Below are 25981 nucleotides of genomic sequence, written 5' to 3' on the forward strand. Positions count from 1 at the left end.
TGACCGGACGACGACGCGCCGCCCTCCCCGTCGGGAGGGCGGCGCGTCGTCGTCGCTGCGCCCGGCCGGTCGAGGCCGACCGGGCGCAGCAGGTCAGTCCAGCAGCCGGTGGTAGGCCTCGTCGGCGATCCGGGTGACGTCGCTCCAGTCGCGCTCGGCGAGCACCCACTCGCGGGCCTGGCGACCCATCCGCTCGCGCAGCGCCGGGTCGTCGAGGTAGGTGCGGATCGTCGCCGCCAGGTCGGTGGCGCTGCCCTTCTCGAAGACCAGCCCGCGCTCGTCAGGGGCGACGATCTCGGTGAGGGCGGCCACCGAGCTGGTGATGCACGCCTTGCCCATCGCCATCGACTCGAAGGGCTTGATCGGGCTGATCAGCTCGCAGACCGGCAGCGGCAGCCGCGGGAAGGGGGTGACCTGGAAGATCGAGAGGTAGCGAGCCACCTGGTCGTGCGGCACCCGGCCGGTGAAGGTGACCACGTCGAGCACGTCGAGGTCGCGGGCCACCCGGTGCAGGAAGCCCTCGTGGTGGCCGTCGCCGACGATGATGACGGCGAAGTCGTCGCGCTCCGCCTTGAGCTCGGCGGCCGCCTGCAGCAGCAGGTCCAGGCCCTCGTAGTCGACGAGGCTGCCGGCGTAGCCGATGATCATCTTGCCCTCGAGGCCGAGCTCGGCGATGAGCTCGGTGTCCGGCTCCCGCGGCTCGAACTGGCTGGTGTGCACCCCGTTCGGCAGCACGGCGATCCGGTCGGCCGGGCCGCCGCGGCGGATCATCTCCTCGCGCAGCGCCTCGGTGATGACGAAGGTGAGGTCGGCCTGCTGCACGATGTGCAGCTCCAGCCCGGTCATGTAGCGGTAGGCGTCGGTGCGGCCGAAGTCCGGGTTGCGCGAGATCTTCATGAGGTCCTCGAGACCGCGCATCTCGTAGACGAAGGGGATCCCCAGGCGGCGGGCCGCCCGCAGCCCGGCCAGCCCGTTGTTCTGGAAGCTGCTGGCGTGGATGAGGCCGGCCCGGTGCTCGGTGGCCACCTCGGCGAGCCGGCTGGCGAAGCGGTCGATGTAGTCCGACATCGGGGTGGTGCGGTACTCCCGCTCGCCGGGCTCCAGCAGCCGCACGTAGGGCATCCCGTCGACGACGTCGCGGTCCGGCACGGTGCGCTTGTCGCCGGCCGACCAGAAGTCGTAGGGGAAGCCCAGCCGGGTCGCCGCGAGCATGTCCCAGCCCAGGCCCTGCAGGCCGGTGAGGATGCCGTGGCTGCGGGTGGCGTAGCCGCCGCTGCGGTGCGGCAGCGACTGCGCCAGCACCGAGAGCACCGCCCGCGGCCGCGGCTCGTAGGCGGCCGGCCGGGCCTCGTCGATAGGCCAGCCGGTGCGGGCGATGTGGATCTGGTCGGAGACCTGGGCGTGGGTGGCCCGGGCGCCCTTGTGCTTGCGGGTCTCGATGATCCGGCCGCTGATCGTCTGCGCGGTGTCCAGCCAGCCGGCCCGGGCGGCCCGGTTCGCCAGCGAGGAGGAGGTCTTCGTCGGGACCGCGTCGACGAGCTCGGGGGAGGCGTCGCGGTAGAGCTCGCGCAGCCGGTCCCAGTCCTTGTGGTCGCCCATCACCCGGGAGGCGGCGCGGAAGCCGATCGGGCTGCGGCGCCCGATCCGGTCGGCCGTGGCCAGCTGGGTGGCCTGGTCCTCGCCGGAGCGGATCTCGGTCTCGGCCTCGATGAGCTCCAGCCCGTCCCGGTTGAAGGGGACGGTCCAGGTGGCGGCGTTGGCGGTGAAGGCGCGGGCGTCGTTGAGGTCCTCGGAGACGAACCAGCCGATGAGCCGCTCGGCGTCCCGGGTGGTGCGCGGCGTGGTGCGGTGCACCAGCCGGTGCGTGGAGGTGCGCAGGTCGTGGATCCAGGAGCGCTGGGCGATGGCCATGGCCATGCTCAGCGCCTCGGCGTCGGCCTGGTCGCCGGCGGCCACGACCGCGCGGGCGTGCGGCTCGGCAAGGTCGGTGCGCCCGGAGGACATGTACGCCCAGGCGAGCAGTCCGTGCCCGGTCGGGCCGAGCGCGCGCTCGGGCAGCCGGTTCAGCAGCCGGATGCCCTGGTCGTAGCGCCGCGCGTTGAGGATGAGCAGCCGGGCCTGGGTGAGGACGGCCCGCAGGCCGGTCGCTCCGCCCTGACCCGGCAGGGTCGCCACCGGGTCCAGGGGGACCCGTCGGGCGAGGGCCAGCGCGGCGCGCTTGCCCTGGGCCTTGGCGGTGGTCTTGTCGATGCTGCCCACGGAAGTCCTTCGCGTCATGTCGTCAGGGGCGTCGTGTCGTCAGGGGAGCTGTCGGCCGGTGCGACGGTCAGAGGCTGACGTGCTCGGTGGGGTCGCCGTAGAAGAGCAACCGGCCGGTGGCGGTGAGGAAGGTGGAGTCGCTGACCGTCCAGGTGTGCGAGTGCCGGTCGCTGCCGCGCACCGAGACGTAGCTGTACCGGTCGGCGGAGTAGATCCGCACGTCCTCGGCCAGGGACCGGTCGAGGATGTCGGAGTCGACCGCGCGGGGGATGTCGCTGAAGCGGATCCGGCGCACCACGTCGCCGTCGAAGAGCATCGACCCGCCCTGGATGCGCCGCTCGTAGCGGTTCTCGGAGTCGGGGTAGCGCAGCACGACCGCGCCGGTGGAGCGCAGCCAGACGTAGTGCGCCCACTTGCCGACGATCCCGGCGTCGGTGGTGGCGAAGGCGGAGAGCAGGTCGGCCAGGTAGTGCGGGCCGTAGATGTTGTCGTCGTCCATCTTCGCCACGTAGCGGCCGGAGGCGGCGTCGACACCGAGGTTCATGCAGGCGCCGAGGGTGAGGTCGGCGTCGGCGTGGACGATGCTCAGGTGCTGCACGCCGGCCTCGGTGGCGCGACGCTGCAGATCGACGTCGTCGACGTCGAGCCCGTGCAGCACGAGCACCAGCTCGACCGCGGGGTGGGTCTGCCGGCCGAGGTTGGCCAGCACGTTGTCGAGCTCGTGGGTGCGGTTGGTGGGGACCACCGCGGAGATCGTCGGGGCGTTGATCGCGGGCGCCTCCAGCCCGGCCGCGCCGGCGACCTCGCGCACCCGGTGGGCGGCGGTGTGCCCGGCCAGGACGGCCCGCTGCAGCAGCAGGCCCTCGCGGGCGACGAGCTCGGGCTGGTTGAGCCGGGCGACCACCTCGCTGCGCAGCGCGGTGGCCTCCTCGACGCGGGGGACGAGGGCGTCGACGTCGGCCGGCAGGTCACCGAGCACGGGGGTGCCGACCACCGGGGTCTGCGCGACGGCCGCGGCCAGGGTGGTCCAGGCGCCGGCCGGCGAGGTGGCCGACAGGTCGAGCAGGGTGTCGGCATCGGCCAGCGCGCCGCCGCTGGCGGCCCACGGGGCGTAGCCGACCTGACGTTCGCCGAGCGCCGACGGCAGGGTCACGGCCGAGGACTTGCCGGTGATCCGCAGCAGCGGGGTCTGCTGGGCGGGCAGCTTGCCCAGCCCCTCGACCACCGGGCGGAGCGGCGCGTCGTCGGTCAGCCGGGAGAGCCCGTCGACGACGAGCAGGGCGCCGCCGCGTCGGGTGGTGGTCGCGTCCTCGCGGGCCAGCCCGGCGGCGCGCGGCTGGGCGGCCGGGGCCCACAGCTGGACCTCGCGGCCGGTGGCCGCGGCGAGGGCGTCACGCACGGCGGTGGTGCTGGCGCCGAGCGTGGCGACCTGCGCGAGCCAGTCGCCGGCCGGTGCGGTGTCGTCGGTGACCCACAGCGCCACCGGGACGCTCTGGGCGGTGGTGGCGGCGAGCAGCTCGGTCAGCGGGCCGCCGTCGCCCCAGCCGTCGACGGTGCCGCCGGTGCCCTCGAGCAGCACCAGGTCGAGGCCGTCGAGGGCACTGGTCCAGGTGCGCCGGTCGAGGTCGACCTGGCTCCACTCGGGGGCCAGCAGCGACCGCAGGCGTGGCCCGGCGGAGACACCGACGCGCAGGGCGAGCGGCGGGACGGGCGAGCTGACGGCGGCCACCATGGTCACCGGGTGCGTCCCGTCCTCGGCGGCAGAGGGCCCCGACGGGGCGGGGGCCGCGGCGGCCTTCGCCGCTCCGCCGACCTCGGCGGTGACGTGCCAGCCGATCGATCCGCTGTCGGTGAAGGGGGTCCGGGGGACCGGGTCGGCGAAGGCATTCCGGGCGGCCGAGGCAGCGGCTCGCAGGCGAAGGGCGAGATCTCGGGGTCCACGGGTGGCGCTGGTCACGGTCCGTCATCCTCGCACGGGCGTTCCTCAGGACGACGACGACACCTCGGGCTCGGGGATCCTGCGGCTGCCGTGGCCACCATCGCCACCAGGTCATGCGTAGGGTGGGCATCGGGACATGGGACACCGAGACGACCGGAGGTCGTTGTGGGACAAGCCATCAGGTACTCGGACGACCTGGAGCAGGTGCAGCCCGACGAGGAGCGCATCTCCCAGGAGATCGTCGCCCACATGGCCGAGCAGCAGGCCGCGCACGCCCTCCGCCACCGTCACGCGCACCGCGACGCGCACGCCAAGAGCCATGCGTTGCTCGCCGGCCGGCTCGCGGTGCACGAGGGGCTGCCACCCGCCTACGCGCAGGGCATCTTCGCCGAGCCAGGTACCTACGACGTGCTGGTCCGGCTGTCCTCGGCACCCGGCGACATCCACAGCGACGAGGTCCCCGAGCCTCGCGGCATGGCGCTGAAGGTCCTCGACGTACCCGGGGAGCGTCTCGATCCGAGCCGGGACGGGTGCAACCAGGACCTGCTCATGGTCAACATCCCGGTCCTCGCCTTCGGCACGGTCACCCGGTACCAGCAGATGCTCGGGCTGCTGGAGAAGAACGCGGCCCAGCCGGCCCTGGCGCAGCGCGGCGTGGCCGCCGTGGCCCGCACCGTGGAGAAGATCGTCGAGCGCGGCGGGCGCCCGCCAGGGGCTACCCTCGCCGGGCTGGCGTCGACCCACCACCACCCGTTGGGTGAGACGTACCACTCCCAGGGCGCCCTGCGTCACGGCGATCACGTCGCCAAGGTGTCGGTCGCGCCGACGGGAGCGACGGCCGAGCTGACCGGTCGGAGCCTGAGCGGAGACTTCGACGCGATCCGCGAGACCCTGGTGGAGCACTTCGCGACCGCTGGCGCGACCTACGAGCTGCGGGTGCAGCTGAGCACCGACCGGGAGGCGATGCCGGTCGAGGACGCAGCGGTGGCCTGGGACCCGGAGCTGGCGCCGCACGTACCGGTGGCCACGCTGGAGCTCGAGCCGCAGGACGTCGGCTCCCCGGCCCGTCAGGTCTACGGGGACGACCACCTGTCCTTCGACCCGTGGAACGGGGTGGTGGCGCACCGACCGTTGGGCTCGATCATGCGGGTCCGGCGGCTGGCCTACGCCTCGTCCTCCCAGCAGCGTCACCGGCTGAACGACATCCCGATGCACGAGCCACGCTCGCTCGCCGACGTGCCGCGCTGAGCGCGTCGCACGGCTCCCATCCGCCAGCACGACACCAGACCCCCTGCGGGATCCAGCGCAGCGAGCCCGAGAGGCCCAGCCCCGACGAAGGGAGAGCACGATGAAGGACCAGCCCCGCCCCGGCGACCCGGACCCCCGTCTCGACGAGGAGACCCGACTCGAGGAGCTGCGGCGGATCGCCGCAGAGGTCGCTCAGGACGTACCGACGCTCGGGAAGATCGCGGTGGAGGCGATCACCCGGGAGCACAACCACCTCTACGACGGGAGCTCCCGGTCGGCAGGCCGGGTCGGGCGGCAGTCCGGCAACGTCTCCGAGCTCACCGCGATCGCGACGCTCCGTCCGGGCGGTGCCGACCGGTTGCGTCGGATCTTCAACCTCACCGGCGGCAACTTCGACGGTGCTCAGCGGGTGTCCACGCTGCACGACATGCGGTTCGTCTTCTTCGACGAGGACACCCGCATCATCTTCGCCACCGCCTACGACGGGGACTGGGACACCTACATCAACGACTTCGCGACGAAGATCCCCGAGCTCATGGACCTGCTCTTCGCCAACGTCGAGGGGTGGCCAGGGATCGACTCGCCAGCGGTCAAGGACTTCATCGCCGAGCACCAGATCGACGCCGCGGGCTGGTTCGTGGCCAACCCCCAGGTGACCGTGGTCGACGTCCGCAGGATGCAGCGCACCCAGCAGGCGCTGGACGAGTTCTTCGACAGCATGTCTGGGCACGACACCCTCGACCCCACGACCCGGGACGCGCTGACCCGGCTCTCGGAGCGGGTCAACGACCCGCAGGGGGTCGACTACTGATGGGCTACCTCGATCAGCTCCGGTCGCGCTTCCGACGTGAGCACGTCTCGCTCGATCTGGACCAGATCCAGGCGCTGATCCTCCGGGCCCGGCCCGAGCCCTACGTCGGGCTGCACGCCATGCTGCGGGTGGACGAGGCGGCGGGCGGACGGGACGTGATCGCCCGGATCGCGCAGCACGTCCCCTCGGCCCAGGACTGGGCACAGGATCGCGACGCATGGGTCGGGGTGGCGATCAGCCATGCCGGGCTGAGGGCGCTGGCGGTTCCTGAGGAGTCGCTGGCCACCTTCCCGCTGCCCTTCCAGCAGGGGATGGCGGCTCGTGCCGAGCAGCTGCGGGACGTCGGAGAGAACGCCCCGGAGACCTGGGAGGAGGTGTTCGGCGATGACGGCTGTCACGTGGCGGTGACGATCTACGCCGTCGGCCAGCCGGAGCTGAGGGCTGCGCGAGAGCAGGCGCTCGCGACGCTGGACGATGCCGTCGGCGTGACTCTCCTCGGAGTCCATGAGTTCGGTGTCGACGAGGAGGCGGCCAACCCCTTCGGGTACCGGGACTCGATCGCGCAACCGACCGTCGCCGGCTCCGGGGTGGTCCCGGTTCCGGGGCAGGAGCGGGCGATCGCCGCGGGAGAGTTCGTCCTCGGCGAGGACAGCGAGACCGGTGCGCCGGTGGCCATGCCCTCGCCCGACATCCTGGGTCGCAACGGCTCCTTCGTCGTGGTGCGCAAGTACCAGAGCCGCGTAGGAGCCTGGAACGACTTCTTGCGTGACAGTGGCAGCACCGTCGACGAGCAAGATCTCCTGGGGGCGAAGATGGTCGGGCGGTGGCGCTCCGGTGCGCCGCTGGTGCTGGCGCCCGAGGCCGACGACCCCGCTCTGGGTGCGGATCCCGAGCGCAACGACGACTTCGGCTACGCCGACGATGCGCACGGTCTCGCCTGCCCCTACTCGGCGCACTCACGTCGGATGAACCCACGAGACGGCGAGCTGACCATCCTCACCGACGTCAACCTGCACCGGATCATCCGACGGTCCTCCACCTTCGGCCCGGCGTGGCGGCGGGATCTCACCGCGGCCGACGACGCCGCAGAGGACAGAGGCATCTTCTTCATCTTCATCAGCGCCCGGGCGTACGACACGATCGAGTTCCTCCAGCAGGAGTGGATCAACCGCGGCAACTTCATCGATCTGGGTGACGAGCGTGATCCCGTCGTCGGTGTGCACGAGGCGCCGGGGAACTTCACCATCCCGGACGAGCCGGTACGGCGTCGGGTGAGCGGGGTGAGCACCTTCAACCGGCTACGGGGCGGGGAGTACATGTTCATGCCGTCGTTGCCGGCGCTGGAGTGGATCGGCCGCGCAGGCTGGCTGGAGCAGCACGCCCCGTCCACCTCGACCGCCTAGGCAGCTGCATCCGCTCGGCCTGCAGTCTGAGCGGGGAGGGGCAAGGTGAGCGGATGCGTCAGAAGGAGGCGGTGAGCGCCTCGGTGAGCGCGGGGCGCAGCGTGGGCGCCAGCTCGGCGGCGTAGGTGGCGGTGACGTGCGAGCCCTCGCGGTAGATGAGCACGTCCCCGAAGGTCGGGCGGCAGGTCTGCTCCGGGCAGAGCACGCTGGTGAGGTCGATCAGCCGGGCCTGCTCGGAGCGCTCCACCCCGGCCCGCAGCGGTTCCGTGCCGGACCCCTCGTTGAAGGGGATGGTGCAGGCCTCGGCGTCGCCGGGGTGGGTGGCGACACAGGTGGGCACGTCCTCGAGGTCGCCGGGCTGCGGGGTGTCGGTGAGCACCGCGACCGGGCTGCCCGCTGCGGTCACCTCGTCCCACACCTGCGCGTAGCCGTCGGCCAGCGCGCCCACGCTGCGCTGCCCGGGGTTCTCGACCGTCGCGGCCCGGTTGCGGACCCCCGAGGTGACGAGGTCCGGGGAGAGCTCGAGCAGGTCGTCGGTGACCTGCGCGCCCCAGGCGTGGCACTCCGCGTCGGGGGCGCCGTCGACGGTGGAGATGGCGTCGGTCCACTGGCAGCCCGACTTCGTCATCGTCACCACCCGCCAGCCCTCCTCCTCGGCGATCGCCTCCAGCGCGGGCAGCCACTGCATCGCCTTGGAGTCGCCGACGAGGGCGACGCTCGTGCCGGCGTCGCCCGGGTCCTCGGCGCCGAAGGTGCAGGTGATCACCTCGCTGCTGCCCGGCCGGGCCTGGCAGCCCTGGTCGTAGGCGTCCGGCTTGTCCTCGTGCGCGACCGAGGGGTCCGGCCGCAGCCCCTCGCCGGACCCGCCCGGGCTGGGCGCCGGCACGGTGATCGTGCGCGACGGCTCGGTGGACGAGCCCGCGCCCGAGCCGTCGCCGGACCCCTCGGATCCGCCGCACCCGGCGAGCAGCAGCGCCGCGCTCGCGAGCAGCGCTGCGGGGGCGGAGCGTGCGGTCCGGGCGGTCGGCATGGCGGCATCGTCGCAGCCTCGCGGCCGAGATCTGGTCGGACACGACGAGACGCCGCCGGGTCGCCGGCAGGGGGACGACGAAGGGCGCCCCGCTCGGGGCGCCCTTCGTCATGCAGATCTCGTGGTGGCCAGGGGCGGGGTCGAACCGCCGACCTTCCGATTTTCAGTCGGACGCTCGTACCAACTGAGCTACCTGGCCGGGTCACGCCCGCTGACGTGACGAGCGACCCTGACGGGACTCGAACCCGCGACCTCCGCCGTGACAGGGCGGCGCGCTAACCAACTGCGCTACAGGGCCTTGTGGTGCAAGGCAGGACTTGCGTATCCCCAACGGGATTCGAACCCGTGCTACCGCCGTGAAAGGGCGGGGTCCTAGGCCGCTAGACGATGGGGACCTGTCGACCAGACCCCTCGCCGCGCAGCAGGCAGCACCCGAATCCGTCGAGGACGTCGAGAAGCATACGTCCCGAGCCCGCCAACGCCAAAACCGGCAGCAGGGCGGAGGTCAGGGTCCCGCCCAGCCGAGCAGCCGGTCGGCCGACCAGGTCGTCACCACCCGGTCCAGCGGAACCCCGAGCCGGGCGGCGCGCTGGGCGCCGTAGGCCTTCATCTCCAGCTGCCCGGGGGCGTGCGCGTCGGAGTCGATGGCGACGAGGCAGCCGATCTCCAGCGCCAGCTCGAGCAGGTCGTCCGGCGGGTCGCAGCGCTCGGGGCGGGAGTTGATCTCCACGGCGACGTCGTGCTCGGCGCACGCCTCGAAGACGGCCCGCGCGTCGAACTCGCTCTGCGGCCGGGTGCCCCGCGAGCCGGTGACCAGCCGCCCGGTGCAGTGCCCGAGCACGTCGACCCGCGGGTTGCGGACCGCGGCGAGCATCCGCTCGGTCATCGCCCCCTTCGCCATCCGCAGCGTGCTGTGCACGCTCGCGGTGACCACGTCGAGCCGGCCGAGCATCTCCTCGCTCTGGTCCAGCGAGCCGTCGTCGAGGATGTCCACCTCGATGCCCTTGAGCAGCCGGAAGGAGTCGCCGAGCGAGCGGTTGATGCCGTCCACCAGCCGCAGCTGCTGGCGCAGCCGGTCCGCGGACGGGCCGTTGGCCACCCGCAGCCGCGGGGAGTGGTCGGTGAGCACGAGCCACTCCTGGCCGAGCTCGACCGCGGTGAGCACCATCTCCTGGATCGGGCTGCCGCCGTCGGACCAGTCGGAGTGGCTGTGGCAGTCGCCGACGATCGCCGCGAGGTATTCCGCGGCGGCCGGGTCGAGGGTGGAGTCGCCTGCGCCGGCGGCAGCCTCGTCCTCGACCAGTGGTCCGCCGTGCTCGCGCTGCTGGCGCTCCAGGTAGTCCGGCAGCTCGCCGGCGACCGCCTGGGCGATCACCCCGGCGGTGGACCCGCCGATCCCGGCCAGCTCGGTGAGGGTGCCGGCCTCGGCACGCTCGCGGATCTCGTCTTCGCCGACCTCGTCGACCACGGCCACCGCCCCGCGGAAGGCCTCGACCCGGCGGCTGTGCTGGCGGCCGCGCTCGAGCAGGTAGGCGGTCCGGCGCAGCGCCTCGCGCGGCTCGACCGGAGCGGTCAGCGGGTCCAGCTGGTGCATCGGTACTCCCTTCGTCGCGGTGGGTCGGCCGGGTCACCACGAGGTGTGCAGCGGGCGCCCCTCGGCGTATCCGGCGGTGGACTGGATGCCGACGACCGCCCGCTCGTGGAACTCGGCCAGGCTGCTCGCCCCGGCATAGGTGCACGAGCTGCGCACCCCGGCGACGATCTCGTCGATGACGTCCTCGACACCGGGGCGCTCGGGGTCGATGTACATCCGGGCCGCCGAGATGCCCTCCTCGAAGAGGCCCTTGCGGGCCCGGTCGAAGGGGGAGTCCTCCGCGGTCCGGCCGCGCACCGCCCGGGCCGAGGCCATCCCGAAGGACTCCTTGTACTGCCGTCCGTCGGCGTCGACGACGAGGTCGCCGGGCGACTCCAGGGTGCCGGCCAGCCAGGAGCCGATCATGACGTTGCTGGCGCCGGCGGCCAGCGCGAGCGCGACGTCGCGGGGGTGGCGCACCCCGCCGTCGGCCCACACGTGCGCGCCCAGCTCGCGGGCCGCGGCGGCGCACTCCAGCACCGCGGACAGCTGGGGGCGGCCGACCGCGGTCATCATCCGGGTGGTGCACATCGCGCCGGGCCCGACGCCGACCTTGACGATGTCCGCGCCGGCGTGGATGAGGTCGCGGGTGCCCTCGGCGGAGACGACGTTGCCGGCGACCAGCGGCACCTGCGGGTCGAGCCCGCGGACGGTGCGCAGCGCCTCGAGCATCTTCTCCTGGTGGCCGTGCGCGGTGTCGATGACGAGCACGTCCACGCCGGCCTCGAGCAGCGCGGCCGCCTTGCCGGCGACGTCGCCGTTGATGCCGACGGCGGCGGCGACCCGCAGCCGCCCCTGGTCGTCGACGGCCGGGCGGTACATGCTCGCGCGCACCGCGGCCTTGCGGGTGGCGATGCCGACGAGACCGCCGTCGGCGTCGACCACCGGGGCGACGTGCCGGCGCGCGGCGTGCAGCGCCTCGAAGGCGGTCCGCGGGTCGTCCTGATCGCGCACCGTCATCGGGTCGGGGTACATCACCTGCTCGACCTGGGTGAAGCGGTCCACGCCCTGCAGGTCGCGCGCGGTGACCAGCCCGAGCACCCGCGGGCGGGCGCTGCCGGCGTCGGCGACGACCACCCCGGCGCCGTGCGCCCGCTTGCCGAGCAGCACCAGCGCCTCGCCGACGGTCTCGTGCGGGGCCAGGGTCACCGCGGTGTCGTGGACGAGGTGCCGGGACTTGACGTGCGCGACGACCTCGCGGACCACGTCGACCGGGATGTCCTGCGGGATGACGGTCAGCGCGCCGCGGCGGGCGGTCGTCTCGGCCATCCGGCGCCCGGCGACCGCGGTCATGTTGGCCACGACGAGCGGGACCGTCGAGCCGGTGCCGTCGGTGCTAGCCAGGTCCACCCCGTGGCGCGAGGCGACGTCGCTGCGGCGGGGAACCATGAAGACGTCGTCGTAGGTGAGGTCGTGCGTCGGCAGCAGGCCGTTGAGGAACTCCACGACGGTCCAGTCTAGGTCTGGTCCGTGGGAGAGGATGTGCGCCGTGAGCTTCCTCCAGGAGTCCCCGGCCGACGAGCGGCGACGGGCCGGGCTGCGCCGGATGCGTGCGGTGGCCACCGGGCTGCTGCTGCTCGCCGCGCTCGTCTACGTGCTCACCCTGCGCCTGGACCACGACGGGGTGTGGGGCTACGTGAGCACCGCCTCCGAGGCCGCGATGGTCGGCGCGCTGGCCGACTGGTTCGCCGTCACCGCGCTCTTCCGGCACCCGCTGGGGCTGCCGATCCCGCACACCGCCCTGGTCAAGCGCCGCAAGGACGAGCTCGGCCGCAACCTGCAGGAGTTCGTCACCGAGAACTTCCTCACCGAGGAGATCGCCCGCGACCGGCTGGCCTCCGCCCGGGTGGGGCAGCGGCTGGGCACGTGGCTGGGCGACCCGGCGCACCGTGAGCGGGTGCTGGTCGAAGGGGTCCGCGCCGGCAGCGCCGGGCTGCAGCGGCTGCAGGACGACGCCGTCCGGGACTTCCTCGACGAGCTGCTGCTGCCGCGCCTGGCGCGGGAGCCGGTGAGCCCGCTGCTCGGGTCGCTGCTCGAGGGGGTCGTCGAGGCCGGCAACCACACCGGTCTGGTCGACCTCGGCCTCGAGGAGGTGCACGGCTGGCTGACCGACAACCCGGACGCCTTCGCCGAGGTGGTCGGCGAGCGGGCCCCGTGGTGGAGCCCGCCGTGGGTGGACGAGCGGGTCATCTCCTGGACCTACCAGCAGGCGCTGGCCTGGCTGGCCGACGTGCGCGCCACCCCGGACCACCCGGCCCGGGTGGCGCTGGACGACCTGCTGCGGCGGCTGGCCGACGACCTGCAGCACGACCCCGAGGTGATGGCCGGCGCCGAGGCGCTCAAGGAGCGGCTGCTGGGCCACCCGCAGGTGCCGGAGACCGCGGTGGCGATCTGGCAGTCGGTGCGCACCGCGCTGCTCGCGGCGATGGCCGACCGGGAGAGCTATCTGTGGCGCCGCGGCGACGAGCTGCTGGCTCACCTCGGGGAGCACCTGGTGCACGACGAGGCGTGGCGGGCCCGGCTGGAGACCCACCTCGGCGAGGCGGTCGCCTTCGTCGTCAACACCTACGGCGACGAGCTGGCCGGGGTCATCTCGATCACCGTCGAGCGCTGGGACGCCGAGCAGGCCAGCGAGCGGATCGAGCTCTTCGTCGGGCGGGACCTGCAGTTCATCCGGATCAACGGCACGGTGGTCGGGGCGCTCGCCGGGCTGGTCATCCACGCCGTCAGCCAGCTGCTCTCCTGACGCGGTCAGCGGGACAGTCAGCCCAGATGACGGCTCCAGAAGGGGTCGGCCGACCAGTCCTCCGGGACCCCCATGCCGCGCATGTTCATGGCCGGGCGCGACTCGATCAGGTGGTGCAGCCTGCCTGCCCAGCTGCTGCGCGGCGAGACCGTGTCGAGGACCGATTGCAAGGACACCAGGGCCGGGTACACCCGTCGTCGCGACCTCTCGGGCAGCGCCTGATCGTGCTCCAGCCACGAGACCGACGGCGACCGGGGGATCTTCGGGTAGACGCCGAGACCGACGTTCCAGAGGCGGCCGTGGTGGGCGCAGATGTTGCGGATGCGGACGTAGGTCTGGAGCCACGAGGACAGGAGCGGCTCGTTCAGGCCGAGGCTGCGCGCGACAGCGGACTGGTCTGCACGGCTCTGGAGGTTGCGGTAGAGAGCGCTCAGCTGCCCGAGGGTCAGGGTCTCGACCATCAGCCAAGAGGGCGGGAGGTCGGGTGATCCGTAGGTCAGCAGGTAGTGCTCGAGAGCGGAGCGGTGGTCGAGGGAGCCTTCTGCCGTCTCGGCCCGGGTACGCAGCTTCTCCTGGCACGTCTCATGCACGATCTTCAGGAGCCGGTCGTGCTGGCTCTCCTGGCTGAAGTGGCGTGCGTGCGTGTACCAGTGGGGGTCGCCGTAGTGCGTGGACATGTGGTCGGTGATCGCTGCCCGCACCGCCACCTCCACCCGCTCCACGGCGTCGAGCACCAGGAGCCGCAGCGCCCGGTCGAAGGCGTAGAGGTCGAGCACCTGGTCGAACGTCGTCCCGTCGACGAACGCGTGATCTGAGCCGTCCTGCTGGAACGGGATCGTGTAGGGGGAGAGGCGGAAGTACCCGATGTGCCGGAGATAACGACGAGCCCGGTCTCGATCCGGTACCTGGAGACCGCGGTCGACCATGCGGGTGACGAGGTCATCGGCGCTGAGCGGAGGCTTCTCGTACGTGCGGGGGCCGCGCTGTCGTGCTGCGGCCATGTCGCCCCCCGTGCAGAGAAAATCCCCCAAGTGCGCATCGTGGAGAGGCGTGGGGGATGTTGTGCTCTTGAGGCTAGCAGGATTGGCGGGCCGAACGGCTGCTTCTGGCTCCGATGCCTGTGGACAACGGGATGCTGCAGCTTCGTCGCGCCGATACTCAGCGGATCGACCCGAGGCTGTGGTGCGGATCCAGCGAGGTTGCCGGTCGCACCGTCATCTCGCGCGTAGGCAGCAACGTCACCGGGGCGGCCCGCCCTGCCCGCAGCGCGGGCCGCTCCGCGAGCCGCCAGGACACCGCGGCCAGCGGCAGGGTGAGCGCCACCGACACCGCGGCGAAGCCCCAGACGGGCAGCAGCGCGCCGACCCCGAGGAGGGCGAGCAGCTGCTGCACCGGCCAGCCGTAGACGTACAGCCCGTAGGAGTGGTCCGCGCCGGAGCCGAGCGTCGTCTGCCAGGTCGCCCCCACGTGCAGCAGCAGGTAGGTCAGCGGCAGCGTGCCCAGCAGGTGCAGCGCGCTCGGGCCGGCCACGGCGAGGCCCAGCACGAGCGCGGTCGCGGCCAGCGCCGCCGGGGTCGAGGGGCGCAGCCGGTCACGCAGCGCGTAGGCCAGCATCCCGGCGGCGAAGAAGCCGAATAGGCGCAGCGCGCTCTCCAGCATCGTCAGGCTCCCCGGCAGGTCGCCGAGCGTCCAGGCGAGAGCCGGGATGCCCAGCGCCAGTACCGCCGAGGTGGCCAGCAGGTGGCGCCGGACCCACGGGATCCCGAGCAGCGCGCCGCACAGCAGGTAGGCACCGAGCTCGTACATCAGCGTCCACAGCGACCCGTTCCACTGGCCCGGCGACGGCGCCCCGGCGAGGGTGGCGCCGATGCTGTGCTCGGTCATCACCAGCAGCCCGTTGCCCAGGACGTAGTCGAGGGAGTCGCCCGGCTCCCAGCCGCGCCCGGTGACCAGCCCGCCGAGCGGCGCGAAGACCAGCGCGACGACGAGCAGCGCCACCCAGAAGCCGGGCAGGATCCGCCGGGCCCGCCGCGAGGCATAGGTGATCAGGTCGGTGCGCACCCGGCTGCCGGCGATGAGGTAGCCGGAGAGGGCGAAGAAGCCGCTCACCGCGACGTCCGCGACCTGCTGCAGGCGGCTGTCCTCGTAGCCGCCCAGCGACCAGGAGTGGCCGAGGATGACGGCGGCGGCCAGCACGAGACGCACCGCGCCCAGGGCGTTGTCGCGTCCGGACAGGGCGGAGCCGAGCGAAGGGGACATCGCCGCAGACCCTGACGTCCGCGCCGCAGAGGAACGTGGGCGGCCGCTGTGAGGACGCTGACCGCGCCGGTGGGTAGCGTGCGTGCCATGGAGCCGGAGTGGGTCGAGCACAGCATCTGGTGGCACCTCTACCCGCTGGGCTTCCTCGGCGCCGACCCGACCGGTGCTGACCGGACGCCCGGGCGCACCCTGGCCGACCTCGTGCCCTGGCTCGACCACGCCCAGGAGCTCGGCTGCTCGGGGATCGCGCTCGGCCCGATCTTCGCCTCCTCGACGCACGGCTACGACACCCTCGACCACTTCGCCATCGACGAGCGGCTGGGCACCGAGGCCGACTTCGACACCTTCGTCGCCGCCTGCCACGAGCGGGGGCTGCGGATCATGCTCGACGGGGTCTTCAACCACGTCGGCCGCCAGCACCCTGACCTGCTCGCCGCGCTCGAGGGCGGCCCGCAGGCGCCGACCGCCGGGATGTTCGCGCTGGAGTGGGACGAGCACGGGCGGGCGAGCATCGGCGACTTCGAGGGGCACGACCTGCTCGCGGCGCTGGACCACGGCTCCCCGCAGGTGCGCCGCCTGGTCACCGACGTCATGACCCGCTGGTGCGCGAAGGGGGTCGACGCCTGGCGGCTCGACGCGGCCTACGCGGTGCCGGCCGACTTCTGGGCCGGGGTGCTGCCGGCGGTGCGCGAGGCGCACCCCGAGGTCTACGTCGTCGGCGAGGTCATCCACGGCGACTACGTCGACATCGTCGAGCGCTCCGGGATGGACGCGGTCACCCAGTACGAGCTGTGGAAGGCGATCTGGTCCGGGCTGGAGGAGCGCAACCTCTACGAGACCGCGTGGACGATGGGCCGGCACGAGGAGCTGCTGGACCGCTTCGTGCCGTGGACCTTCGTCGGCAACCACGACGTCACCCGGATCGCCAGCCAGCTCTCCGACGAGCGGATGCTCGCGCACGCCCTCTTGCTGCTGCTCACCCTCGGCGGCACCCCGGCGATCTACGCGGGGGACGAGCATGCCTTCCGCGGGGTCAAGGAGGAGCGCGAAGGGGGCGACGACGAGATCCGTCCGCCCTTCCCGGACACCCCCGAGGGGCTGTCGTCGCTGGGCGAGCCGACCTATCACCTGCACCAGGAGCTCATCGGGCTGCGCCGTCGGCACCCGTGGCTGCACCGCGCGAGGCACGAGCAGCGGCACCTGGCCAACGAGCAGCTGCTCTACGTCATGTCCCCCCGGGAGGGGGCGACGGATGACGGGTCCGGGGGCGACGACGGGCAGTCCCGCGACGGTGACGACGGTGCTCCGGGCGGGGAGCGGCTCGTCGTCGCGCTCAACCTCGCCGACGACGGCGCGGTGCTGCCCGCCGACCCGGAGATCGCCGGTCTGCCGGTGCTCGCCGGCCAGGCCGAGGCCACCGAGGACGGGCTGCTGCTGCCGCCGCTGGGCTGGGCGGTCCTGGGCTGAGCTGCGTCGGCTCCGGGGTTGCTCCCTGGGCTCGGCCCTTCGGCGCTCGCGGCTACCCTGTGCCCGCCAGGGCCTCTAGCTCAACTGGCAGAGCTGCGGACTTTTAATCCGTAGGTTGTGGGTTCGAGCCCCACGGGGCCCACCACGCCACTCAGCGCCGGTCGATCCGCAAGGTGGTGCTGCGCGCCGGCTCCCGGTTCAGCGCCTGCGCCGGGCCGCCGTACTGGCAGTACCTGCCTGCTGCGCCGGTGCCGCGCGAGCATGGTTGGCTGAGGCTCGCCGTGAGCACGCCCGACACCGTGGGTCTCTGCCGGACCGCGGCCCGCCAGGAGGAACCATGGACACCCCGACCCCGATCGTCGTCACCGGCGCCACCGGCCGCCTGGGTGGCCGGGTGGCCAGGCTGCTGGCCGACCGCGGCGTGCCGCAGCGCCTCGCGGTGCGCTCGCCGGAGCGTGCACCGCAGCTGCCCGGCGCCGACGTGCTGCGCTGCGACTACGCCGACGGCGATCTCGTCCGCAGCGCCCTGGCGGGCGCCGAGACGGTCCTCATGGTCTCCGGATCGGAGACCCCGGACCGGGTAGACCAGCACCGCACCTTCATCGACGCGGCCGCCGACGCGGGGGTGGACCGCCTCGTCTATGTCTCCTTCTACGGCGCCTCGCCGACGGCCACCTTCACCCTGGCCCGGGACCACTGGGCGACCGAGGAGCACCTGCGCGCGAGCGGTCTGGCCACGGTGCTGCTCCGCGACTGCTTCTACCTCGACTTCCTCCCGGAGCTCGTGGAGGCCGACGGGGTCATCCGTGGACCGGCGGGGCAAGGACGGGTCGCCGCCGTCGCCCAGGACGACATCGCCGCCGCGGCCGCCGCGGTCCTGCTCGACCCACGACCCCACGAGGGTGCCACCTACGAGCTCACCGGCCCCGAGGCGATCACCCTCGGGGAAGCGGCCGCGACCATCGCCGCGGCGACCGGCCGGTCGGTGACCTACGAGGACCAGAGCGTCGCGGAGGCCTACGCCGGCCGCGCCGGGCAGGCGCAGGACTGGCAGCTGGACGCCTGGGTGAGCACCTACACGGCCATCGCCGCAGGCGAGCTGGCCGACGTCACGGACGCCGTGCCGCGCCTGACCGGCCGGCCGGCGCGGTCCCTGGCCGAGCTGCTGGCGCAGCGGGGCTGACGCCGCGCGGGCAGCACCACCCCCGGCGTATCGTGGTGCGCTGCAGCCGCACCGACGACGTCAAAGGGAGCCGGGATGAGCCTGGGCACCCCGCCGTCACCACCGGTGGACCGGCGCGCCCGGCGACGTCAGGCGACCGACGCCAAGATCGCCGCCACGGTGATCGAGCTGCTCCGGCGGGTGGGCCCGGACGGGGTGACCATGGACGCGGTCAGCGCCGCCTCCGGCGTCGCCAAGACCACCCTCTACCGCCGCTACGACGACCGCTACGCCCTGCTCGAGGCGGTGGCCCAGCAGCTCGAGGTGGAGACCCCCTTCGACGTCATCGCCACGGGGGAGCCCGGGCTGCGGGACCTGCTGCGCCGGCTGCAGGTGGACTTCGAGTCACGCCTCGGCTCGCAGGTGGTGGGTCGGCTGCTCGCGGCCGACGACGAGTTCATGGCGCAGTGGCGCGAGCGGCTGGTGCGTCCCCGGGTGGAGTCGCTCCGGGCTCATCTCGAGCGCGGCGCGGCCCGCGGGGACCTGCGCGCCGACCTCGATCCGCAGCTGGTCATCGAGATGATCGTCGGCAGCGCGGTGGTCGCCGACGCCATGCGCGGCGGGCTGCCGGCGGACTGGGCCGACCAGCTGGCCGCCACGCTCTGGCCGACGCTGGCGCCGACGTCAGCGTGACTCTGTCCGCTGCGCCGAAGATCACGCCGGACCAGCCGCCGCCGTCACCTACCGTGGAGTCATGACTGCACTCACCGACTTCACCGCCGACCGCCTCGAGGGCGGCGAGATGGACTTCGCCGAGCTGGACGGCCAGGTCGTCCTCGTCGTCAACACCGCCAGCGAGTGCGGCTTCACCCCGCAGCTGGAGGGTCTGGAGCAGCTCTGGCAGGACTACCGCGACCGCGGGCTCGTCGTCGTCGGCTTCCCGTGCAACCAGTTCGGCGGGCAGGAGCCCGGCGACAGCGAGGAGATCAGCGGCTTCTGCCAGCGCAACTACGGCGTCAGCTTCCCGATGATGGCGAAGGTGGACGTCAACGGCGACGACGCCCACCCCGTCTACCGGTGGCTCCGCGAGGAGAAGGGCGGCGTCCTCGGCTCGAAGATCAAGTGGAACTTCACGAAGTTCCTCGTCGGCCGCGACGGCCAGGTCATCGCCCGCTACGGCTCGACCACCAAGCCGCAGAAGCTCACCGGGGACATCGAGCGCGCGCTCGCCGCATGAGTGACCGCCCCGGCGCGACCGGACTCGACCGGGGCGTCCCCGACGTCATGGCGGCGATCCGTCCGGGCCGGCTGCGGATGACGGCGCGCACCGAGGCGATCGTCCTGCTGCTGCACGGCGGCCGTGCCGAGGAGCCTCAGCCGCACGCCTGGCGGGACGTCTCCTGGCTGCGGATGCTCCCCTTCGCCCGGGCGGTCCGTCGTGCCGGCCGCGGTCGGTTGGCCACGCTGCTGGTGCACAACACCGACGGGGGCTGGGTCGCCGCCAGCGGCAGCGGCGTGCTCCAGTGCCGCGAGCTCGTCCGGCGCCTGCAGGCCGAGCACGGGCTGCCGGTCGTGCTGCTCGGCCACTCCTCGGGCGGCTGGGTGGCGCTGCGCGTCGGGGGCGATCCTGGGGTGGCCGGTGTCGTCGCCCTCGCCCCGTGGGTGGCCGAGGACGAAGGGGTGGACCACCTCGTGGGTACCCCGGTCCGGGTCGCCCACGGCGACGCGGACACCGTGTGCAGCCCGACCCGGGCCGCCGCCTTCGTCGACCGGCTACGCGCCGCTGGCGGAGACGGGGTCTACCGCTCCGTGCCGAAGGGGGACCACGCCCTGCTGCGCCACCCGACCCGATGGCACCACCTCGCCGCGGCGGCGGTGCAGGACGTGCTGCCCGCCGGCGAGGGCTCGGGTCAGGCCGGGACCGCGGTGAGCACGACGTTGTCCCGGTAGTGGTGCTCGCCGCCGACCTCGATGATCGGGCCGCCGCAGGTGACCACCGCCAGCCGCCGCTCGCCGCCGACGTCGAAGAGGTCCCGCGGCAGCCCGGTCTTGATGTAGGTGCTCAACCCCGAGGCGACGAAGGTGGACCGCTCGCCGCGGGCGTCGGTGACGTAGACCAGGGCGCCCGGGGCGATCTCGCCCAGGCCGCGCAGCGCTCCCGGCACACCGTCGTGGTCGACGTGCCCGGCCAGCAACGTCGTCCCCGAGGCCGATCCCAGTGGCGCGGACCCGGTGTCCAGCCCCACGCGCCAGGCCTCGCCCGGCAGGGAGAGGCGGCCGCCGCTGAACCCTTCGTCGGTGAGCGTGGCGTAGACCCCCAGGCTCGGCACGTAGAGCCGGCTCGCGGCCATCTCGTCGGGGCTCATCGCCACCTCGGCCGCTGTGCTGCTCGATCCGGAAGCCTCGGACGTCCGGGTCGCGTCGTCGGGGTTGGCCTCGACCTCGGCGGAGCGCTGGTCGTCCGGGCTCGGTGAGGCCACGGCGTAGGTGCGCTCGGGCAGGGGCACCGCCGGGGGCGGGTCGCCGACCGTCAGCGCGCGGTAGCCGATCACCCCGCCGGTGACGACCAGGGCCAGGGCGAGCAGGCCCAGCAGCAGCCGTCGCACCGTGCGTCGCGTCAGGTGTGCCGGCTGGTCAGGCGCGGCGGCGGGCGCGCAGCCCCAGCGCGGCACCGGCGGCGACGAGCAGCCCGCCCGCGGTCAGGCCGGCGACGTCCGTGGTGCCGGTGGGGGCACCGCTGTCGATGTAGACCGGGTCGGTGCGCGGCGAGGAGTCGTAGGCGTGGTCCTCGCAGGCGATGCCGTCGTCGTCGGCGTCCAGCCGGTGGCTGTCGCTGGCCGGGCCGCCGTTGCTGGTGAAGAAGGTCTGGGCCTCGGCCTGGGTGGCGAAGTCGGCGCAGTCCTTGTCGTCGGCGGAGGCGCCCACCGTGACGTCGGCGGAGTCGTCGTCGGAGGCGGCGGCGACCGTCACGGACGAGCCCGACGCGTCGGACGCCTCGGTCCCGGTGGAGCCGTAGTCGTAGTCGTCGCAGGCCAGGCCGTCGTTGTCGCGGTCCAGGACGTCAGGGTCGCCGACCTGACCGTCCAGGTGGGCCTGGGCCTCGGGCTGGCTGGAGAAGTCCTCGCAGTTCTTGTCGTTCGCAGCGGCCGGTGCGCTCTGCGCGGCGGCGACCTCGTCGGCGACGGGAGCGGCAGCCTCGTCGGACGCCTCGGCCTCGGCGGCGCCGTCCTGGGAGGCAGCCTCCTGCGCAGCGGAGCTCTCCTCGGTCGCGGTCTGCGCGTCCGTGGTGGCGGCAGCGGCGGCAGTGTCGTCCTCGGTGCTCCCGGCCTCGTCGCCGGTGCTCTCGTCGGCCTCGTCGGCGGTTGTGTCCTGGGGGCTGGTCCCGCAGGTGGCGTCGACCAGCCCGGCGAAGGCCGCGGTGTCGCCACCGAGCGCGGCGTGAGCGACGTCCGCGCCGTCCGCCGGGACCGAGGCCCCGTCGTCGACGAAGGCGGCGGCGAGGGTGCTCGGGTCGCCGGTGGGGGAGAGCTGGTCGGCCGGGGCGATCACCACGGTGACGTCCGCGCCGGCACCGGACGGGGTCAGTCCGCGCCCGGTCAGCACATCGGAGACCGCGCCCTGCGTAGCGGCGTCGACCGACCCCCGGGCGTCGACGGCGAAGGTGGAGCCGGCCGAGCAGCTGACCGTCGCAGCGTTCGGGGCTGCCGAGGCGACGGAGGCGCCGAGCAGGCCGGTGGCGCCCATGGCGAACGTGGACGTGAGCAGCAGCGCAGACCGGCGCATCGAGACCCTCCCAAGTCGGTGCGTACGCGCGATCACGTCGGTGCGTACGCGCGAAAGGTACCAGCAGCCCGCCCCCTTCACGTCTCTTGCGGCCCCATGACCTGCGCAACTGCCCGGGCAGTTGCTCGTTCTGGTCCGCAACTGCCCGGGCAAATTGCAGTCCACCTCCGCAACTGCCCGGGCAATTCACACTCCTCCCGCAACTGCCCGGGCAATTCACACTCCTCCCGCAACTGCCCGGGCAAATTGCAGCCACCTCCGCAGCCGCCCGGGCGAACGCGAGTGGACGGGCGAACGCGAGTGGACGGGCGAGCGGCGGACAGTTGCGAAGGGGATGGGCGGTCGTCGGGTCACCGGGTGGGCTGCGCGGGGTCGGCGCGCGTGGCTACAGTCGTGCCGTGCCCGTGAGATACAGCGCCCCCGCGAGAGACAGCGCCGACGACCGGGTGGCCCGGATCGTCCTGGACCGCGCCGACGCCGGCAACGCCCTCGACCTCGTCACCGCCCGCGAGCTCAGCGACGCGGTCCGCCGCGGCCTGGGCAACCCCTACGCCGACGCGTTGGTGATCACCGCCGCCGGCCCCGACTTCTGCGTGGGCTCCGACATCACCGCCGCCGAGGCGGCCGACGACCCGACCAGCGCCACCTTCGACCTGGCGGCCGCCCTGGACGACCTCTTCACCACCCTCAACAGCTCCCGCAAGCCCGTCCTCGTCGGCACGCACGGGCTCGCGGCCGGCTCGGGGCTCGGGCTGGCGCTGGCCGGCGACCTGACCTTCAGCACCGGGGACGCCACCTTCGCCGTGCCGCCCCGCGGCGGCAGCGGCGCGCCCGACCCCGGCCTGGCCTGGCTGCTGCCGCGCGGCATCGGGCAGCAGCGGGCGCTCTCCTTCGCCCTCAGCCGGCGCACCCTGGACGCTGCCACCGCCGAGGACTGGGGGATGGTCATCGTCGCCGACGACGTCGCCGCGGCGATCGAGGAGGCGGTCGGTTGGCTGGGCGGCGAGAACGTGTGGTCCAGCAGCGAGACCCGTCGCCTGCTGCGCTCCTCGTGGGAGACCTCGCGCGCCGAGCTGTCCCACTCCGAGGCGGCGACCATGGTCCGGGCCGTGCTCAACCGAAGCCGGGCCTGAGGGGACGTCGTGGACGAGCAGCGTCGCCCCCGCCGGCCGTTGCACTTCGGCCCGGACGCGATGGAGGCCCACGGCGGCACCACCCCCGACCCGGCGGAGGCGGCCGAAGCGGCGCACCAGGCGGCGCTGACCGTGATCGAGGCCGGTCGCCAGGGAGCCTCGCCGGAGACCACCGCCCGGCTCGTGCGTCTCGTCGACGAGCTGGGCATCGACACCCTCGCGGAGCTGTGGTCGGCCCGCCCGGCGCGGAGCCTGCCCGGGGCGCTCTGGCGGCTCTACATGCTCCGGGAATGGGTGCAGCGCCAGCCGGAGCAGGCCGCGCGCGAGTACGGCGCCGGCATGGCCGCGGCCCCGGTGGCGCACGTGGTCACCGGGATCGCCGAACCACCCGGCCCGGCGGAGGTGCTCACCCTCGCCGACCGCATCCTCGGAGGCGTCTTCGACGGTGACCTGGCCGTGGCGCTGGAGCGGGCCGGGTCCTTCTGCCGGGTGATCGCCACCGGGCGAGCACATCTGGAGGACTCCGAGGTGACCGCCGCGTCGCTCATGCTCGGCACGGCCGAGGACCTGGAGGCCGCCGCGGGGGCCTGGCGGGCCGGCGCCCTGCACTGATCCGGCCGCCGCCGGCGCCCTTCGACCTGTGGTCGTGTCGCCCCGTTCGTCCGCAGCTGCCCGGGCAGCTGCGCAAGGGGCGAAATTGCCCGGGCAGTTGCGGGGGAGGGGTGACATTTGCCCGGGCAGTTGCGCAGGAGGGGTGACATTTGCCCGGGCAGTTGCGGGAGGAGTGTGAACTGCCCGGGCGATTGCGGGAGGAGGGGTGAAATTTGCCCGGGCAGTTGCGGAGGTGGGTGAAGTTTGCCCGGGCAGCTGCGGAAGGGGGAGGCGGCGCGGGAATGCATCGGGGGGCCGGGAGAGTTAGGCTCCCGTGAGGTGCACCGGGCTGCGGTAGCCCCGGGTCCCACAATTCGCCGCTACGAGCGGCCGCGCGCCGTGAGGCGCTCCCGGCCCGGTGCACCTCTCACACCCTTCCCGGCCTGCTGGCCTCTACCCTCCTGCGGGCCCCTCACCTCGGCTCCACTCCTCGCAGCCGCCCTCCCTCTCCGCCTCGGCCCTCTCCGCCGTCCCCACTCTCCGCACCGCGTCGGCTCCTGACCGTCACCGCTGCGTCACCGCCCTGACCTGCGCAGACGCCGCCGAGCCCAGCGCTCTGCCCCTCCCCGGGTGGACGGCCGGTGAACGACCGGTTTTCTACAGATGTCCGGGTGGCTCTACGCTGGGCCCGCCCACCTGGACCTCCCGACCCGGGACGCGCCTACCTGGACCTGCCCCACCTGGACACCGCTCGGAGCTGCTGTGGCCTTCCGCCTCACCCCGCAGGACACCTCGTTCCACGAGCTGTTCGCGGTCGCCGCCCGTCACGGGGTCGCCGCCGCCGAGCAGCTCGTCGAGCTCGCCGTGGCGGACCAGGACGACCGGCCGGCCGTCCTCGAGCGGCTCACCGCCACCGAGGCGACGGCCGACGAGACCACCCACGAGATCGTCCGCACGGTCAGCTCCTCCTTCATCACCCCCTTCGACCACGTCGACATCGTCGATCTGGCCGCCGCGCTGGACACCTGCGTCGACGAGATCGAGGCGACCGGCGCCCTGGTCGTCGCCTACCGGATGGGTGAGCTGCCCACCGGCTGCCTCGAGGTCACCGAGATCCTCGCCCGGATGGCCACCCTCACCGCCGAGGCGATGCCGCGGCTGCGCAACCTGCGCCACCTCGAGGGCTACTGGACCGAGGTGAACCGGCTGGAGAACCGCGCCGCGCAGATCCACCGGCGGCTGCTCGGCGAGCTCTTCGACGGCCGGACCACCGACCCGGTGGAGATCATCAAGCGCAAGGACGTCCTGGAGCGCCTCTCCGCCGCCGCCGACGCCTTCGAGACCGTGGCGCACCGGGTCGAGCGCATCGTCGTCAAGGGGTCCTGAGGGTGGACTGGCTCCCCGTGGCCGGGGTGGTGCTGCTCGCCATGGGCTTCAGCTACACCAACGGCTTCCACGACGCGGCCAACGCCATCGCCACCTCGGTCTCCACCCGGGCGCTCACCCCGCGCGCCGCGGTCGCCATGGCCGCGGTGGCCAACCTCTGCGGCGCCTTCTTCGGCACCCGGGTCGCCGAGACCGTCGGCAGCGGCATCATCGACCCGCCGAGCGGCTCCGAGGGCCTGCTGATCTGCACCGCAGGTCTGCTCGGGGCGATCAGCTGGAACCTGCTCACCTGGTGGCTGGGGCTGCCCTCGTCGTCCTCGCACGCCCTCATCGGCGGCCTCGGTGGCGCCGCGCTGGCCGGGGGCGCCGCGGTGCACTGGGAGATGGTGCTGTCGAAGGTGGTGCTGCCGATGGTCGCCAGCCCGCTGGCCGGCCTGCTGCTGGGCTACCTCGTGATGACCGCGATCCTCTGGCTCTTCCGGGACGTCCGCCCGGGGCGGGTCTCCCGGGGCTTCCGGGTGGCGCAGACCGGCTCGGCGGCGGCGATGGCCTTCGGTCACGGCATGCAGGACGCGGCGAAGACCGCCGGTGTCGTGGTCCTCGCCCTCACCGTCGGCGGGTACCAGTCCGGCGGCGACCAGGCGATCCCGCTGTGGGTGCTGGGGATGAGCGCGGTGGTGATCAGCGCCGGGACCTACGCCGGGGGCTGGCGGATCATGCGCACCCTGGGCCGCCGGATCATCGACCTGACCCCGCCGCAGGGTTTCGCCGCCGAGGTGAGCGCGGCCGCGATCCTCTACGTCGCGACCGCGCTGCACGCCCCGATCTCGACGACGCACGCGATCACCTCCTCGATCATGGGGGTGGGCGCGACCCGTCGGCTCAAGGCGGTCCGGTGGAGCGTGGTGCGCTCGATCGTCGGCGGCTGGGTGCTCACCTTCCCCGCCGCGGGCGCGGCCGCCGCGGCGCTCATGGCGCTCCTCGGCCTCGCGCTCTGACCGACCGTCGACCGCCGCCCCCTGCCGGTCGGCCCGATCCGAGCTGTCCGTCCCGTCCGGCCGACCAGCACCGACCGACCCCCGGGCACGGGGAAGGGCCGGCAGATCCCCCCTGTCGGATCCGCCGGCCCCG

Annotated in this window: 22 protein-coding genes and 4 tRNA genes; 14 read left to right on the forward strand and 12 right to left on the reverse strand. The window is 73.4% G+C overall.

The features are described from left to right. Positions 1-93 precede the first annotated feature (93 nt). Positions 94-2259, reverse strand: a complete 2166-nt coding sequence (locus BJY28_RS16205; RefSeq protein WP_179462332.1) for a glycosyltransferase — start codon at positions 2257-2259, stop codon at positions 94-96. A gap of 67 nt (positions 2260-2326) precedes the next feature. Then, positions 2327-4216, reverse strand: a complete 1890-nt coding sequence (locus BJY28_RS06760; RefSeq protein ID WP_179462333.1) for a glycosyltransferase — start codon at positions 4214-4216, stop codon at positions 2327-2329. A 147-nt stretch (positions 4217-4363) separates the two neighbouring features. On the opposite strand from BJY28_RS06760, the gene BJY28_RS06765 reads away from it, so the two are divergent. The 3 genes from BJY28_RS06765 (at position 4364) to BJY28_RS06775 (ending at position 7660) form a co-directional block, all read left to right on the forward strand. Then, complete coding sequence (locus BJY28_RS06765) at positions 4364-5446, forward strand: catalase family protein (protein WP_343036998.1); 1083 nt, start codon at positions 4364-4366, stop codon at positions 5444-5446. 100 nt (positions 5447-5546) lie between these two features. Next, on the forward strand, positions 5547-6257 hold the full coding sequence (locus BJY28_RS06770; protein WP_179462334.1) for a hypothetical protein: 711 nt from the start codon (positions 5547-5549) through the stop codon (positions 6255-6257). Next, positions 6257-7660, forward strand: coding sequence for a Dyp-type peroxidase (locus tag BJY28_RS06775; RefSeq protein WP_179462335.1), 1404 nt, complete (start codon positions 6257-6259; stop codon positions 7658-7660). The genes BJY28_RS06770 and BJY28_RS06775 overlap by 1 nt, the downstream gene beginning before the upstream one ends. Positions 7661-7718: 58 nt before the next feature. On the opposite strand, the gene BJY28_RS06780 is transcribed toward BJY28_RS06775, so the two are convergent. The 6 genes from BJY28_RS06780 to BJY28_RS06805 all read right to left on the reverse strand — a co-directional run bounded on the left by BJY28_RS06780 (position 7719) and on the right by BJY28_RS06805 (position 11769). After that, complete coding sequence (locus tag BJY28_RS06780) at positions 7719-8690, reverse strand: SGNH hydrolase domain-containing protein (protein ID WP_179462336.1); 972 nt, start codon at positions 8688-8690, stop codon at positions 7719-7721. A 122-nt stretch (positions 8691-8812) separates the two neighbouring features. Then, positions 8813-8889 (reverse strand) — tRNA-Phe (locus BJY28_RS06785). A gap of 25 nt (positions 8890-8914) precedes the next feature. Continuing rightward, positions 8915-8988 (reverse strand) — tRNA-Asp (locus tag BJY28_RS06790). Positions 8989-9012: 24 nt separating this feature from the next. Then, a tRNA-Glu gene (locus tag BJY28_RS06795) sits at positions 9013-9085 on the reverse strand. Positions 9086-9195: 110 nt separating this feature from the next. Next, positions 9196-10284 (reverse strand): PHP domain-containing protein, encoded by a 1089-nt coding sequence (locus tag BJY28_RS06800; RefSeq protein WP_179462337.1) that lies wholly within the window; start codon positions 10282-10284, stop codon positions 9196-9198. Positions 10285-10317: 33 nt separating this feature from the next. Then, positions 10318-11769, reverse strand: a complete 1452-nt coding sequence (locus BJY28_RS06805; RefSeq protein WP_179462338.1) for a GuaB1 family IMP dehydrogenase-related protein — start codon at positions 11767-11769, stop codon at positions 10318-10320. 34 nt (positions 11770-11803) lie between these two features. Between BJY28_RS06805 and BJY28_RS06810 the strand changes: the two genes are divergently transcribed. Next, the gene (locus BJY28_RS06810; RefSeq protein WP_246313362.1) at positions 11804-13069 is read left to right on the forward strand and encodes a DUF445 domain-containing protein; all 1266 of its coding nucleotides are present in this window, start codon (positions 11804-11806) and stop codon (positions 13067-13069) included. 17 nt (positions 13070-13086) lie between these two features. On the opposite strand, the gene BJY28_RS06815 is transcribed toward BJY28_RS06810, so the two are convergent. Both BJY28_RS06815 and BJY28_RS06820 read right to left on the reverse strand, forming a co-directional pair. Next, on the reverse strand, positions 13087-14100 hold the full coding sequence (locus tag BJY28_RS06815; RefSeq protein WP_246313363.1) for an Abi family protein: 1014 nt from the start codon (positions 14098-14100) through the stop codon (positions 13087-13089). 127 nt (positions 14101-14227) lie between these two features. After that, positions 14228-15328, reverse strand: a complete 1101-nt coding sequence (locus BJY28_RS06820) for an acyltransferase family protein (RefSeq protein WP_179462339.1) — start codon at positions 15326-15328, stop codon at positions 14228-14230. 87 nt (positions 15329-15415) lie between these two features. Between BJY28_RS06820 and BJY28_RS06825 the strand changes: the two genes are divergently transcribed. From BJY28_RS06825 to BJY28_RS06850, 6 genes are all read left to right on the forward strand, one after another. Beyond that, on the forward strand, positions 15416-16795 hold the full coding sequence (locus BJY28_RS06825) for an alpha-amylase family glycosyl hydrolase (protein ID WP_179462340.1): 1380 nt from the start codon (positions 15416-15418) through the stop codon (positions 16793-16795). Positions 16796-16864: 69 nt separating this feature from the next. Beyond that, positions 16865-16940, forward strand: a tRNA-Lys gene (locus BJY28_RS06830). A gap of 192 nt (positions 16941-17132) precedes the next feature. Beyond that, positions 17133-17978 (forward strand): SDR family oxidoreductase, encoded by an 846-nt coding sequence (locus BJY28_RS06835; protein ID WP_179462341.1) that lies wholly within the window; start codon positions 17133-17135, stop codon positions 17976-17978. Between the two features lie 75 nt (positions 17979-18053). Continuing rightward, positions 18054-18650, forward strand: coding sequence for a TetR/AcrR family transcriptional regulator (locus BJY28_RS06840; RefSeq protein ID WP_179462342.1), 597 nt, complete (start codon positions 18054-18056; stop codon positions 18648-18650). Positions 18651-18711: 61 nt separating this feature from the next. Next, on the forward strand, positions 18712-19194 hold the full coding sequence (locus tag BJY28_RS06845) for a glutathione peroxidase (protein ID WP_179462343.1): 483 nt from the start codon (positions 18712-18714) through the stop codon (positions 19192-19194). Further along, positions 19191-19907, forward strand: a complete 717-nt coding sequence (locus BJY28_RS06850; protein ID WP_179462344.1) for an alpha/beta hydrolase — start codon at positions 19191-19193, stop codon at positions 19905-19907. The genes BJY28_RS06845 and BJY28_RS06850 overlap by 4 nt, the downstream gene beginning before the upstream one ends. Here BJY28_RS06850 and BJY28_RS06855 read toward each other — a convergent pair. Then, positions 19868-20563 carry a class F sortase gene (locus BJY28_RS06855; protein ID WP_179462345.1) on the reverse strand — a complete coding sequence of 232 codons (696 nt, stop codon included), beginning with the start codon at positions 20561-20563 and terminating at the stop codon, positions 19868-19870. The two genes, BJY28_RS06850 and BJY28_RS06855, sit on opposite strands and share 40 nt — an antisense overlap. A 28-nt stretch (positions 20564-20591) precedes the next feature. Further along, positions 20592-21740 (reverse strand): excalibur calcium-binding domain-containing protein, encoded by a 1149-nt coding sequence (locus BJY28_RS15835; protein WP_218875229.1) that lies wholly within the window; start codon positions 21738-21740, stop codon positions 20592-20594. 398 nt (positions 21741-22138) lie between these two features. On the opposite strand from BJY28_RS15835, the gene BJY28_RS06865 reads away from it, so the two are divergent. From BJY28_RS06865 to BJY28_RS06880, 4 genes are all read left to right on the forward strand, one after another. Then, a complete protein-coding gene (locus tag BJY28_RS06865) occupies positions 22139-22873 on the forward strand; it encodes an enoyl-CoA hydratase-related protein (RefSeq protein ID WP_179462346.1) in 735 nt (244 codons plus the stop codon). A gap of 9 nt (positions 22874-22882) precedes the next feature. Then, entirely contained in the window at positions 22883-23485 is a 603-nt protein-coding gene (locus tag BJY28_RS06870; RefSeq protein ID WP_343037001.1) for a hypothetical protein, read from the forward strand. A 741-nt stretch (positions 23486-24226) separates the two neighbouring features. After that, a complete protein-coding gene (locus BJY28_RS06875) occupies positions 24227-24850 on the forward strand; it encodes a DUF47 family protein (RefSeq protein ID WP_179462347.1) in 624 nt (207 codons plus the stop codon). Positions 24851-24852: 2 nt separating this feature from the next. Next, the gene (locus BJY28_RS06880; RefSeq protein ID WP_343037002.1) at positions 24853-25848 is read left to right on the forward strand and encodes an inorganic phosphate transporter; all 996 of its coding nucleotides are present in this window, start codon (positions 24853-24855) and stop codon (positions 25846-25848) included. Positions 25849-25981 lie beyond the last annotated feature (133 nt).

Origin of the sequence: Janibacter alkaliphilus (assembly GCF_013408565.1) — a bacterium.
Classification (GTDB): Bacteria; Actinomycetota; Actinomycetes; order Actinomycetales; family Dermatophilaceae; genus Janibacter; species Janibacter alkaliphilus.

Bases quoted from the DNA above. Each gene is read 5' to 3' on its own strand.
- BJY28_RS06770 (WP_179462334.1), top strand. From the start codon at position 5,547: ATGAAGGACCAGCCCCGCCCCGGCGACCCGGACCCCCGTCTCGACGAG.
- BJY28_RS06775 (WP_179462335.1), top strand. From the start codon at position 6,257: ATGGGCTACCTCGATCAGCTCCGGTCGCGCTTCCGACGTGAGCACGTC.
- BJY28_RS06780 (WP_179462336.1), bottom strand. From the start codon at position 8,690: ATGCCGACCGCCCGGACCGCACGCTCCGCCCCCGCAGCGCTGCTCGCG.
- BJY28_RS06800 (WP_179462337.1), bottom strand. From the start codon at position 10,284: ATGCACCAGCTGGACCCGCTGACCGCTCCGGTCGAGCCGCGCGAGGCG.
- BJY28_RS06810 (WP_246313362.1), top strand. From the start codon at position 11,804: ATGTGCGCCGTGAGCTTCCTCCAGGAGTCCCCGGCCGACGAGCGGCGA.
- BJY28_RS06820 (WP_179462339.1), bottom strand. From the start codon at position 15,328: ATGTCCCCTTCGCTCGGCTCCGCCCTGTCCGGACGCGACAACGCCCTG.
- BJY28_RS06825 (WP_179462340.1), top strand. From the start codon at position 15,416: ATGGAGCCGGAGTGGGTCGAGCACAGCATCTGGTGGCACCTCTACCCG.
- BJY28_RS06835 (WP_179462341.1), top strand. From the start codon at position 17,133: ATGGACACCCCGACCCCGATCGTCGTCACCGGCGCCACCGGCCGCCTG.
- BJY28_RS06840 (WP_179462342.1), top strand. From the start codon at position 18,054: ATGAGCCTGGGCACCCCGCCGTCACCACCGGTGGACCGGCGCGCCCGG.
- BJY28_RS06845 (WP_179462343.1), top strand. From the start codon at position 18,712: ATGACTGCACTCACCGACTTCACCGCCGACCGCCTCGAGGGCGGCGAG.
- BJY28_RS06850 (WP_179462344.1), top strand. From the start codon at position 19,191: ATGAGTGACCGCCCCGGCGCGACCGGACTCGACCGGGGCGTCCCCGAC.
- BJY28_RS15835 (WP_218875229.1), bottom strand. From the start codon at position 21,740: ATGCGCCGGTCTGCGCTGCTGCTCACGTCCACGTTCGCCATGGGCGCC.